This window comes from Isoptericola sp. Y581 (genome assembly GCF_059445475.1).
Map to the genome: position 1 here is coordinate 21,758 of NZ_JCAIUK010000008.1, position 12,494 is coordinate 34,251.

At 71.0% G+C, this 12,494-nt stretch carries 11 protein-coding genes; 10 read left to right on the forward strand and 1 reads right to left on the reverse strand.

Features of this window, described 5'->3' with window-relative positions; genetic code table 11:
• The first annotated feature begins 25 nt into the window (after positions 1-25).
• From AC1C2W_RS15585 to AC1C2W_RS15610, 6 genes are all read left to right on the forward strand, one after another.
• Complete coding sequence (locus AC1C2W_RS15585; RefSeq protein ID WP_495413613.1) at positions 26-1,201, forward strand: ROK family protein; 1,176 nt, start codon at positions 26-28, stop codon at positions 1,199-1,201.
• Between the two features lie 37 nt (positions 1,202-1,238).
• A complete protein-coding gene (locus AC1C2W_RS15590) occupies positions 1,239-2,486 on the forward strand; it encodes a Gfo/Idh/MocA family protein (protein WP_495413614.1) in 1,248 nt (415 codons plus the stop codon).
• A gap of 75 nt (positions 2,487-2,561) precedes the next feature.
• The gene (locus tag AC1C2W_RS15595) at positions 2,562-3,467 is read left to right on the forward strand and encodes a carbohydrate ABC transporter permease (protein ID WP_495390864.1); all 906 of its coding nucleotides are present in this window, start codon (positions 2,562-2,564) and stop codon (positions 3,465-3,467) included.
• 13 nt (positions 3,468-3,480) lie between these two features.
• On the forward strand, positions 3,481-4,440 hold the full coding sequence (locus AC1C2W_RS15600; RefSeq protein ID WP_495390865.1) for a carbohydrate ABC transporter permease: 960 nt from the start codon (positions 3,481-3,483) through the stop codon (positions 4,438-4,440).
• An 11-nt stretch (positions 4,441-4,451) separates the two neighbouring features.
• Entirely contained in the window at positions 4,452-5,813 is a 1,362-nt protein-coding gene (locus AC1C2W_RS15605; protein WP_495413615.1) for an ABC transporter substrate-binding protein, read from the forward strand.
• 35 nt (positions 5,814-5,848) lie between these two features.
• On the forward strand, positions 5,849-6,151 hold the full coding sequence (locus tag AC1C2W_RS15610; RefSeq protein ID WP_495413616.1) for a hypothetical protein: 303 nt from the start codon (positions 5,849-5,851) through the stop codon (positions 6,149-6,151).
• Here AC1C2W_RS15610 and AC1C2W_RS15615 read toward each other — a convergent pair.
• The gene (locus AC1C2W_RS15615) at positions 6,114-7,262 is read right to left on the reverse strand and encodes a LacI family DNA-binding transcriptional regulator (RefSeq protein WP_495390868.1); all 1,149 of its coding nucleotides are present in this window, start codon (positions 7,260-7,262) and stop codon (positions 6,114-6,116) included. The two genes, AC1C2W_RS15610 and AC1C2W_RS15615, sit on opposite strands and share 38 nt — an antisense overlap.
• Before the next feature lie 168 nt (positions 7,263-7,430).
• Here AC1C2W_RS15615 and AC1C2W_RS15620 point away from each other — a divergent pair, with 168 nt between their 5' ends.
• From AC1C2W_RS15620 to AC1C2W_RS15635, 4 genes are read left to right on the forward strand one after another with little or no spacing between them, the layout of a single operon-like run.
• Entirely contained in the window at positions 7,431-8,252 is an 822-nt protein-coding gene (locus AC1C2W_RS15620) for a carbohydrate ABC transporter permease (RefSeq protein ID WP_495390882.1), read from the forward strand.
• 3 nt (positions 8,253-8,255) lie between these two features.
• On the forward strand, positions 8,256-9,170 hold the full coding sequence (locus AC1C2W_RS15625) for a carbohydrate ABC transporter permease (RefSeq protein WP_495390869.1): 915 nt from the start codon (positions 8,256-8,258) through the stop codon (positions 9,168-9,170).
• A 59-nt stretch (positions 9,171-9,229) separates the two neighbouring features.
• Positions 9,230-10,582 carry an ABC transporter substrate-binding protein gene (locus AC1C2W_RS15630; protein ID WP_495390870.1) on the forward strand — a complete coding sequence of 451 codons (1,353 nt, stop codon included), beginning with the start codon at positions 9,230-9,232 and terminating at the stop codon, positions 10,580-10,582.
• A 58-nt stretch (positions 10,583-10,640) separates the two neighbouring features.
• On the forward strand, positions 10,641-12,449 hold the full coding sequence (locus AC1C2W_RS15635) for a glycoside hydrolase family 35 protein (RefSeq protein ID WP_495390871.1): 1,809 nt from the start codon (positions 10,641-10,643) through the stop codon (positions 12,447-12,449).
• Positions 12,450-12,494: the final 45 nt, after the last annotated feature.

Consider the following 12,494-nt stretch of genomic DNA (forward strand, 5'->3'; position numbering starts at 1 on the left):
AAGGAATAGACGCCAGAGTGTCCGGGTGCAGCGCCGCTCAGACGTTCCCCGCCTCGGCTCGCTCGGGCCCTCCGCCCGGGCGGTGGTGCGCGCCCTGCTGCTGGCCGGGCCGCTCTCCCGGGCGGAGCTCGCGCGGCGCCTGGAGCGCTCCCCGGCGAGCCTCACCAAGATGACGCAGCCGCTGCTGGCAGCCGGCCTGATCTGCGAGGACACAGCCCCGCTCGCCGAGAGCCGCGGGCGCCCGGGCGCTCCGCTGGTGCTGCAGGCCTCGCGGCACCTGTTCCTCGGCATCAAGGTCACCGCGGGTGAGCTGTACGCGGTGCGGGCGGACGCCTCCGGACGGGTGGAGGCGAGCGGGCACCGCGTGCTGGCCGACATCGATCAGGCGACGGTCGTGGCACAGATCATTGAACTGGTGAAGGAACTCGGCGACGCGGGGCCGATCCAGGCGCTCGGCATCGGCCTGGCCGGCCAGATGTCCCGGTTCGACCACGCCGTGCGCGGCAACGGCTACCTCGGCTGGGACCAGGTGCCGCTGGCGCGGTTGCTGGAACAGGCCACCGGCATCCCCACCGTCCTCAGCGGGGACGCCCGGGCGCTGACCGCCGGGGTCCAGTGGTCCGGACCGGGCCGGGGGATGAGCGACTTCGCGGTGCTGACCGTCGGCGTCGGGGTCGGCCTGGGCATCGTCGTCGAGGACAAGGTGCTCGCGGGCCCCACCGGCAAGGTGGGCCTGGTCGGGCACCAACGAGTCTCCGACTCCGGCCCGCTGTGCGCCCGTGGGCATCGCGGCTGCGCCTCGGCCTTCCTCACCACGAGGGCCATCACCCAGGGCATCGGGGTGCCGCTCGGCCGCGCCGACCTGGACCTGGACGCGGCGCTCGGGCTCGCGGAGGCGGGCGACGACGTCGCCCTGCGCGTCTTCGCCGACGCCGGCCGCGCCCTGGGCGCGCTGATCGCGCAGCTCGTGAACGTCCTCGGCCTGCCCGCGGTGATCCTGGCCGGAGACGGGCTGGGCATGCTCGCCCATGCCCGGCCCGCGATGGAGGCCGCGATCGCCGAGCACCTCCACCCGAATGCCACCGCGCCGGAGGTGGTGGCCTTCACCTCCGGCTTCGACGAGTGGGCGCGCGGCGCGGCCGTGGTCGCCTGCCAATGGATGCTCGTCGACCCGCCCACCCGTCACCCCGAACCGGCCTGACCCACCACCCATGACCCACGACTTCCAGGAGGAAGCCTTGACCGCACTGCCCCTCGACCCCACCGCCCCGCTCCAGAAGGACGCCGGCTCGATCAGCATCGGCATCGTCGGCGCCGGCCAGTTCTCGCGGAGCTTCGCGACGCTCTGGGACCTGCACCCGAACGTCGACCGGCTCACGATCACCGACCTGGTGCCGGAGCGGGCCAAGTCGCTGGCGGACCGCTACGAGCGTGCGACCGTGGTCGACAGCTTCGAGGAGATGCTCGACTCGGACGTCGACGCCGTCGCCATCTTCACCCAGCGCTGGACGCACGCACCCCTGGTGCTGGCCGCGCTGGAGGCCGGCAAGCATGTCTACTCGGCGGTGCCGATGGCCACCGAGATCACCGACATCGAGGCGATCATCGCCGCCGTCGAGCGCACGGGCCGCACCTACATGATGGGCGAGACGAGCTACTACAACCCGGCCACCGTCTTCATCCGCGAGAAGGTGCGCGAGGGCGCGCTCGGCCAGGTCTTCTACGCCGAGGGCGACTACGTCCACGACATGGACCTCGGCTTCTACGCCGCGTACCAGTACAGCGGCGGGGAGAACTGGAAGTCCACCGCCAGCTACCCGCCGATGCTCTACCCGACCCACGCGATCGGTGGCGTCCTCGGCGCCCTGCCTACCCGCGCCGTCAGCGTGAGCTGCCTCGGCGTGGAGGACCGGCGCGGGGACGGCGTCTTCGACCGGGAGGTCAGCCAGTTCGGGAACAGCTTCTCCAACGCCACGGCGCTCTTCGAGCTGTCCGACGGCGGGGCGATGCGCACCAACGAGATGCGCCGCGTGGGCTACCCGTCCCACATCCGGGAGTCGCGGTTCCGCTTCTTCGGCACCGAGGCCAGCTTCGAGCAGCTCGCCCACCAGAGCGTCTGGAACGACAAGGAGACCTCCACGGACGTTTCCGCCGACTTCGTCCCGGTCCGAAGCGGGGCCGACGAGGCCGACCTCGCGGACGTCGACCCGGCGCTGCGCGAGGCGTTCACCTCGGGGTCCACGCCGGTGCACGACCGTTCTCGGCTGCCCGCCTCCTACGCCGACGCCCCGAACGGGCACGAGGGCTCGCACCACTTCCTCGCCGACGACTTCGTGCGCGGCGTGGTCACCGGTGAGCACCCGCCGGTGGACGCCTGGCGGTCCGCGGTGTTCACCGCGCCCGGCATCGTGGCGCACGCCTCCGCGCTCGCGGGCGGCCAGCGGCTGCCCATCCCCGACTTCGGGAGCCGGCCCGCGCGCGACTGAGCGCACCCGGCCCGGCGTCATCGACGACGCCGGGCCGTTCGAGCACCGCCTGCAACGAAGCAAAGGAGGTATCTCATGTCAGCACCGTCCGTCCCCAGGGAGCGGATGGGACGACGCCGGGACGACACCCGGCTCGCCCTGGCGTTCATCCTGCCGGCCGCCATAGGGCTGGTCGTCTTCTACTTCTGGCCGCTGGTCCGCGGCATCTGGCTGAGCTTCACGTCCTGGGACCTGCTCAGCCCGGCCGAGTTCGTCGGCCTGGACAACTACCGGACCATGGTCGCGGACCCGGTGTTCTGGAACGCCGTGCGGGTCACGCTGCTGTACGTGGTGATCAACATCGTGCTGCAGACCGCGGTGGCCCTGGTGATCGCGGTGCTGATGCAGCGGCTCAGCCAGTCCACGCTGCTGCGGTCGCTCGTGCTCGCCCCGTACCTGGTCTCCAACGTGGTCGCCGCCCTGGTGTTCCTGTGGATCCTCGACTTCCAGCTGGGCATCGGCAACCAGGTGCTGGAGTGGATCGGGCTGGACCGGATCGGGTTCTTCACCTCCGACGCCTGGGCCATCCCGACCATCGCCGTGGTGAACGTCTGGCGACACATGGGCTACACGGCCCTGCTGATCTTCGCCGGCCTGCAGACCATCCCGCACACCACGTACGAGGCGGCCAAGGTCGACGGCGCCTCGGAGACGCGGATGTTCTTCGGTATCACCCTGCCGCTGCTGCGCCCGATCCTCGGCCTGGTGCTGATCATCTCGGTGATCGGCTCGTTCCAGGTGTTCGACACCGTGGCGGTCACCACCAACGGCGGGCCGGTGGACGCCAGCCGGGTGCTGCAGCTCTACATCTACGACAAGGCGTTCGCCCAGTTCGACTTCGGGTACGCCTCCGCACTGAGCGTGGCCATGCTGCTGATCCTGGTGGTGGTCACCTTCTTCCAGTACCGCGTGACGCGGGCCGGCCAGACGGACCTGAACTAGGGAGGCGGCGACCATGACCGAGACCAAGGCACCAGCCGAACCCACGATCGTCGAGGCGACCGCCCCGCACCACGAGGCGCCCCCGCGACGCCGCCGTCGCCGACCCAGCCCCGGCCGGGTAGTGGCGTGGGTGGTGATGATCCTGCTCCTGCTCGTCACGCTGTTCCCGTTCTACTGGATGCTGCGCACGGCGCTGTCCAGCAACGGGGCGCTGTACGCCAACTCCACCTCCCTGCTGCCGGTCGACTTCAGCTGGGGCGGGTTCGAGCGCGTCTTCGGGCTGCAGACCACGGAGGAGGCCATCGCGCAGGGAGGCTCTGGGGCCTCCATCGACTTCTGGCTCTACCTGCGTAACTCGGTGGTGGTGGCCACCGTGGTCACCGCATGCCAGGTGTTCTTCTCCGCGATGGCGGCGTACGCGTTCGCGCGGCTGCGCTGGCGGGGGCGCAACCTCGTGTTCAGCGTCTTCCTGCTCTCGCTGATGGTTCCGGTGATCTTCACCCTGCTGCCGAACTTCATCCTGATCAAAGAGCTGGGGCTGATCGACTCGCTGCTCGGCATCATGCTGCCGGGGCTGTTCATGACCCCGTTCGCCATCTTCTTCCTGCGGCAGTTCTTCATGAACGTCTCCACCGAGGTGGAGGAGGCCGCGCTCATCGACGGCGCCAGCAAGATCAGGGTGTTCTTCGCGATCATCATCCCGATGTCCGTGGGACCGATCGCGACCATCTCGATCCTGACCTACATCGGGTCGTGGAACGACTACTTCTGGCCGCTGATGGTCAGCTACACCGACGAGTCCCGGGTGCTCACCGTGGCCCTGGGCAACTTCAACGCGCAGACCCCGCAGACGGGGCCGGACTGGGCTGGGCTGATGGCCGCGACCCTGGTGGCCGCGCTGCCGATGATCCTGCTCTTCCTCGCGTTCGCGAAGCGGATCGTCAACTCCATCGGCTTCAACGGGATCAAGTGAGGCGGCAGATCGTGCACACATATCGCAAGGCCGGGGCCCTGGCCGCGGGACTGGCTGCCGGCGCTCTCGTCCTCGCCGGGTGCGCGGGGCCCGCCACCGGCGGTCCCGGCACCGCGGAGGACTCCGTCACCCTGGACTACTGGCTCTGGGACGCCAACCAGCTGCCCGCCTACCAGCGGTGCGCGGACGAGTTCGAGGAGCAGAACCCGGACCTGCAGGTGCGGATCAGCCAATACGGCTGGGGCGACTACTGGCGCAAGCTCACCGCGGGGTTCGTGGCCGGCGCCGGTCCGGACGCGTTCACCGACCACCTCACCCAGTACCCCAGCTTCGCCAAGAAGGGCCTGCTGCGGGACCTGAACACGCTGGAGGCCACGGCCGACGTCGACTACGCCGGGTTCCAGGAGGGCCTGTCCGACCTCTGGGTGGGCCAGGACGGCGCGCAGTACGGCATGCCCAAGGACTTCGACACAGTCGCGATGTTCTACGACAACGCCGTCATCGCCGACGCCGGGCTGAGCCCGGAGGACCTCGAGGGCCTCGACTGGAACTCGGAGGACGGCGGCACCTTCGAGAAGCTGCTGGCCCACCTCAGCGTGGACGAGAACGGGGTGCGCGGCGACGAGGAGGGCTTCGACCCCGACCACATCGCGGTCTACGGCCTTGCCTCGAACGGGTCGGGCGGCACCGCCGGGCAGACGACCTGGTCCTGGCTGGCGGGGGCGACCGGCTGGACGTTCACCGACGCCGACGTGTGGGGCACCGAGTACCACTTCGACGACCCGCGGGTGCAGGACTCCATCGGGTGGCTGTTCGGCCTGGTGGAGAAGGGCTACATGGCGCCGTATGAGGAGGTCGGCACCGAGCCCAACCCGCAGCAGGCCCTCGGCTCGGGCCGCGCGGCGATCTCGCCGAACGGGTCCTGGATGCTCGGCACCTACGCCGGCCTGGAAGGCGTGGACCTGGGCATCGCCTCCCTGCCGAGCGGCCCCGTGGGCCACCCGGTGTCGATGTACAACGGCCTCGCCGACTCTGTCAGCGCCCAGTCCCCGAACCCCGAGGAGGCCGCCCGGTGGGTGGAGTTCCTCGGGTCGGACGACTGCCAGCGGCTGGTGGGGGAGGCCGGCGTGGTCTTCCCCGCGCGGCCCGCCGGTACCGAGGCGGCGATCGAGGCGTTCGGCGACCGTGGCCTGGACGCCTCGGTGTTCACGGACCTGGTCGAGAAGAATCAGACGCTCTTCCACCCGGTGACCGAGCAGTACGGCGCGATCGACGCGATCATGACGCCGATCATGGACGAGATCTACATCGGCGACCGGGACGTCAGCACGCTCACGGAGGTGAACGACCAGATCAACGGGCTCCTGAAGTGAGGTCGAGGTGAGGACGGCCCCGCTACGGTGACGCCGTGCCCCGCAGCAGCCGTGACCGCACCGTGGAGTTCCGCCTCGCCCCCGACGACGTCTCGGCGATCCGGTTCGGCGTCTCGCCCGGCCACGAGCTCGCGCACGCGATCCGGGTGCTCGTGCAGCCGCACTACCACCCGCTGCAGTGGGGCTGGCTGCGTCGAACGCGCGGGCACGCCCCCGCCCGCGCGTTCGACCTGCTGCGCCTTGGGGGAGGCGCTGGTCGGGGGCTGACGCCGCGCCGCGACCGCCGCGGTTCCCGGTCGTTCAGCGCGGGGCTGGTCCCGTGCTCTGCCGCACGATGAGCCGCACGGGCACGGTCTCGTGCGTGCCGCTCAGGTCGACGCCGTCCCGCACCTGCCGCAGCAGGAGGTCCACGAGGCGCTTGCCGATCCGGGCGAAGTCCTGCTCCACCGTGGTCAGCGGCGGCCACAGGTGCTCGGCGAGGGTGATGCCGTCGAAGCCGACGACGGACACGTCCTGCGGCACTCGCCGGCCCGCCTCGTGCAGCGCGTGCAGCACGCCGGTGGCGGTCTCGTCGTTGGCGCAGAAGACGGCGGTGACGTCGGGGTCGGCGGCGAGCGCCCGGCCCGCCGCGTACCCGGTCCGCGCCGACCAGTCGCCGTGCAGCGGCTCCGGGACGGGGCGGACGGCCGCGCGCAGCGCGTCGCGCCAGGCGTCGGTGCGGCTCTGCGCGGGTACGGAGTCGTCGGGCCCGGCGACGTGGTGCACGGTGCGGTGCCCCAGGCTCAGCAGGTGCTCGACGGCGAGCCGGGCGCCGGCGGCCTGGTCGGCGCGGACCGCGGGGTGGCGCCCCACGAACCGGGAGTCGGACACGACCACGGGGAGCTGCGGCGGCAGCACCAGCGTGTCGGGGGTGGCGGTCTCGGCGCGCACGATGACGAGGCCGTCGATCGCCTGGTGCGAGAGGCGCGCGACGGCCGCCGACACGTCGTCGGGCGACGGGCTCTCGAGGTCGACGATCGTGACGGTGTAGCCCTCGGCCCGCGCCGCCTCCACGACGGCCTCGACCGTGCGGGACTCGCCGGTGCGGGCGAGCCGGTGGGCGATCACCCCTAACGTGCGGAAGCTGCCGTAGCGCAGGGCGCGCGCCGCGTTGTTGGGGGCGTAGCCCAGCTCGGCCATGGCGGCGAGGACGCGGTCGCGCGTCGCGGGCCGCACGTTGTCGAGGCCCATGGACACGCGCGAGACCGTCTGCGAGGACACGCCGGCGAGCGCCGCGACCTCGGCCAGCGAGGGGGCCGACCGCGGGCGCGCCCCGCCCCGGGAGCGCTCGTCGCGCGCCCCGCCCACCCCCGCCGTCTCCGCCGTCGCCGCCATCGCCGCCCCCGTCCGGTCGTCGTCGCCCCGAGCCGTACCGCCAGGGCTGTGACCTGCGGTCGGCTTGACATCCATGCAACCCCGCGACACTCTAATGCGGCCAGGATGTTTACGTAAACATTCGGCCCGTCCCCTGGGAGTAGCTTCGTGACCGCAGACGCTTCGGCTTCCGCGCCGTCCCTCGTGACCGCCGTGCGCCGCAGCCGTCGCCGGTGGACCGGCTGGACGTTCGTCGGGCCGTTCATGCTCGTCTTCGCGCTGGTGTTCCTGGCCCCGATCGCCTACTCGCTGTACCTGTCGGTATTCCGCACGCAATTGGTGGGCGGCACCACCTTCGTGGGTCTGGACAACTATGCGCAGGCGCTCCAGGACCCGCGGTTCTGGGAGGGCCTCGGCCGCGTGTCACTGTTCCTGCTGGTGCAGGTGCCGATCATGCTCGGCCTCGCCCTGCTCGTGGCCCTCGCGATCGACAGCGGCCGGCTGTACGGCAAGAGCTTCTTCCGTATCTCGATCTTCATGCCGTACGCGGTGCCCGCCGTGGTCGCGTCCCTCATGTGGGGGTTCATGTACGGCACGCGGTTCGGTCTGGTGGGCAACATCAACGACGCCCTCGGTATCAGCCTGCCGGACCCGCTGTCCCCGGACCTGGTGCTCGCGTCGATCGGCAACATCGTCACGTGGGAGTTCGTCGGCTACAACATGCTGATCTTCTACGCCGCGCTGCGCGTGATCCCGCACTCGCTGTACGAGGCGGCGGAGATCGACGGGGCCGGCCAGTGGCGCGTCGTCGGGGCCATCAAGCTGCCTGCCATCCGCGGCGCCCTCGTCATCGCCACGATCTTCTCGATCATCGGCAGCTTCCAGCTGTTCAACGAGCCCAGCATCCTGCAGTCGCTCGCCCCGAACGTCATCACGACGTCGTTCACGCCCAACCTGTACGCCTACTCGCTGTCGTTCTCCGGCCAGCAGTACAACTACTCCGCGACCGTGGCCATCATCATGGGCCTGATCACCATGGTGATCGCCTACGTGGTGCAGCTGCGCGGCATGCGCAAGGAGGCGTGACCCGTGTCGACGCTGACCGCTCGCCCGGCCCGCCCCGCGCCCCGGCTGCGCACGCCCCGCCACCACTCCGTCGCCCGACCGCGGCGCAGCCCGCTGCTCACCGTGCTCACCGCGGTCGTCCTGGTGTACTCGCTGTTGCCGCTCGCGTGGCTGCTCATCAACGCCACGAAGACGCAGGAGAGCCTGTTCTCCTCGTTCGGCCTCTGGTTCGCCGGCGACTTCTCCCTCTGGGAGAACATCCGCGCCACGCTGACCTACGACGACGGCGTCTTCGTGCGCTGGCTCGGCAACACCGTGCTGTACGTGGTGGTGGGCGCCGGCGGGGCCACGTTCCTTGCGATCCTCGGCGGCTACGCCTTGGCGAAGTTCGACTTCCCCGGCAAGCGCGGCGTCTTCGCCCTCGTCATCGGCGCGGTGGCCGTGCCCGGCACGGCGCTCGCCGTCCCGACGTTCCTCATGTTCAGCCAGATGGGGCTCACGGACACGCCGTGGGCCGTGATCATCCCGACGCTGATCTCGCCGTTCGGGCTGTACCTCATGTGGACGTTCGCCGCCGAGGCGGTACCCGGCGAGCTGCTCGAGGCCGCTCGGATCGACGGGGCGGGGGAGTTCCGCACGTTCTTCCGCGTGAGCCTGCCGCTTCTGTCCCCGGGGATCGTCACCGTGCTGCTGTTCACCATGGTCGCGACCTGGAACAACTACTTCCTGCCGCTGATCATGCTGCGCGACTCGTCGTGGTACCCGCTCACGCTCGGCCTCAACGCCTGGAACGCGCAGGCAGCCACGGCCGGCGGTGAGGCGGTCTTCAACCTCGTGATCACGGGGGCGCTGCTGACGATCCTGCCGCTCGTGGTCGCCTTCCTGCTGCTGCAGCGCTTCTGGCAGTCCGGCCTGGCCGCCGGGAGCGTCAAGGAATGACCTCCTGGCGCAGGCTCAACCACCGATTTTCAGCGTCTGACGACGAAGTGAGGAAACCTATGAACACACGATCCCGCCACCTGACGCGCGGCGCCGCTCTCGCCGGGGTGCTGGCCCTGGGCCTCGCGGCCTGCGGCTCCTCGGACGACGGAGGGACGGGCGGGGGCGACGACGTCGCGCCCGTCGACACCGCCGCCGTCCTCGAGAAGGGCGGGGAGATCACCGTCTGGTCGTGGGAGCCCACGCTCGAGGACGTGGTGAAGAGCTTCGAGGAGCAGTACCCGAACGTCACGGTGAACCTGGAGAACGTCGGCACGTCCAACGACCAGTACACGGCGCTGCAGAACGCGATCGCGGCCGGCGACGGCGTGCCCGACGTCGCGCAGATCGAGTACTTCGCGGTGTCGCAGTTCGCCATCTCAGAGGCGCTCACCGACCTTGCCCCGCTCGGCGCGGCCGAGCTGGACGACACGTTCACCATCGGGCCGTGGAGCTCCGTGCAGAGCGGAAAGGGCACCTACGGCCTGCCGATGGACTCGGGCCCGATGGCGCTGTTCTACAACGAGGAGGCCTTCGACGAGTACGGCGTCGACGTGCCGACCACGTGGGACGAGTTCCTCGAGGCTGCGCGCTCCATCCACAAACAGGACCCGAACGCCTACATCACCAACGACAACGGCGACGCCGGCTTCACTACCAGCATGATCTGGCAGGCCGGCGGGGAGCCCTACACGGTCGACGGCACCGGGGTGTCGATCGACTTCAGCGGCGACCCGGGCACCCAGAAGTTCGCCGAGGTGTGGCAGAAGCTCATCGACGAGGACCTGCTCGCCCCCGTCGGCTCGTGGAGCGACGAGTGGTACCAGGGCCTGGGCGACGGCAGCATCGCGTCGCTCGCCACCGGCGCCTGGATGCCCGCCAACCTCGAGTCCGGCGTCCCGCAGGGGTCGGGCAAGTGGCGCGTGGCCGAGCTGCCGCAGTGGGACGTCAGGGAGCACGCGTCGGCCGAGAACGGCGGCTCCTCGCTGACCGTCCCCGCGGCCAGCCAGAACACCGAGCTCGCGTACGCGTTCGTCGACTACGCCACCGCCGGCGACGGCGTGCAGACCCGCATCGACGGCGGCGCGTTCCCCGCCACCACGGCCGACCTCGAGTCGGACGAGTTCCGCGGCACGGAGTCCGAGTACTTCGGCGGGCAGAAGATCAACGAGGTGCTCGCCGACTCGGCCGCCGACGTCGTGGACGGCTGGAACTACCTGCCCTTCCAGGTGTACGCGAACGCGATCTTCAACGACACGGTGGGCAAGGCGTACGTCTCCGACACCACGCTGACCGACGGGCTCGCGACGTGGCAGGAGCAGTCGACCACGTACGGCAACGGACAGGGCTTCACGGTCAACGAGCAGCCGTAGTCCCGGCGAGAGCCCTCGCAGCACCCGACCCGGAGAGGTGGCACGCACGTTGCCCACGTTGACGACGTTCGAGATCGGCGAGCGGGACTTCCTGCTCGACGGCCGCCCCTTCCAGGTGATCAGCGGGGCGCTGCACTACTTCCGGGTGCACCCGGACCAGTGGGCGGACCGGATCCGCAAGGCCCGGCTCATGGGGCTGAACACGATCGAGACGTACGTCGCGTGGAACTTCCACGCATCCGAGGCCGACGAGTTCGACCTCACGGGGCGTCGCGACCTGGGCCGCTTCCTCGACCTGGTCGCCGCGGAGGGGCTGCACGCGATCGTGCGGCCTGGCCCGTACATCTGCGCCGAGTGGGACGGCGGCGGGCTGCCGGCCTGGCTCTTCGCCGGCGATCCCACCGGGCAGCCCGCCGGCGTGCGCCGGTACGACGCGCGGTTCCTCGAGGCCATCGGCACGTACTTCGCGCGGCTGCTGCCGGTGGTCGCCGAGCGGCAGGTGACGTGCGGCGGCCCGGTGCTCATGGTGCAGGTGGAGAACGAGTACGGCGCGTACCCGGGCGTGCCCGCCGACGAACGCACCCGCTACCTGCGTGCGCTCGTGGACCTGACCCGCGAGCAGGGCATCGACGTGCCCCTGTTCACGTCCGACCAGGCCGACGACGAGCACCTGTCGCGCGGCGGGCTGCCCGAGCTGCACAAGACGGCGAACTTCGGCTCGCGGTCCCTCGAGCGGCTCGCCGTGCTGCGCCGCCACCAGCCCACCGGGCCGCTCATGTGCACGGAGTTCTGGGACGGCTGGTTCGACTCGTGGGGCCTGGAGCACCACGTCACCGCCCCGGAGACGACGGCCCAGGACCTGGACGACCTGCTGGGCGCGGGCGCGTCGGTGAACCTGTACATGTTCCACGGCGGCACCAACCTGGGCCTCACCAACGGGGCCAACGACAAGGGCACGTACCTGCCCATCACCACGTCGTACGACTACGACGCACCGCTGTCCGAGCACGGCGCCGCGACCGCCAAGTTCCACGCCCTGCGCGCGGTGATCGGCAAGCACGCCCCGGTGCCGGACGAGCTGCCGACCGAGCCGGGCCCGGCGCCCGAGCTCGACGTCGTCCTCGAGGGCCGCGTGCCCCTCGCCGACGTGCAGCACCTGCTGGCGCCGCGGGGCGCCGTCCGGTCGGACGGCCCGCCGCCGACCATTCCGACGATGGACGCGCTGCGGCACTGGTCGGGGTTCGCCCAGTACTCCACGACCGTCGAGGCCGACGACGCTGTGCTCGTCGTCGACGAGGTGCGCGACCGCGCGATCGTCGCGCTCGACGGCGACCCGGTCGGCGTGCTCGACCGCGCCACCCACGCGTACTCCCTCCCGCTCCCGCGGCGGTCCGGCACGCTGACGCTGCTCGTCGAGGACCGGGGCCGGGTGAACTACGGCCCCCGCATCGGCGAGCCGAAGGGGCTGATCGGGCCGGTGCGCACCGCGACCCGGGAGCTCACGGCCTGGGAGGCGATGCCGTTGCGGCTGCAGGAGGCACCGACGCTGCTGACCGACGCCGCGTGGACGGGCGGCGCCGACGACACCGCGCCGTTCGCCGGGCCGTCGTTCCACCGCGGCACGTTCGACTCGGTGGCGGGCGTCGACCACTTCCTGCGCCTGGACGGCTGGTCCCGCGGCCTGGCGTGGGTCAACGGCGAGCTGCTGGGCCGGTACTCGAGCCAGGGGCCCACCGAGACGCTCTATGTGCCCGGGCCGCTCGTCCGGGCGGGCGGCAACGAGCTGCTGCTGCTCGAGCTGCGCGGTGCGGCCGGGGCGCGCGCCCGGTTCGTCGCCGCACCCGACCTCGGCCCGACGGAGGCCTGAGCCGCGCCGACGACCCGGACCTGCGCGCACGATAGATTGCCCGGG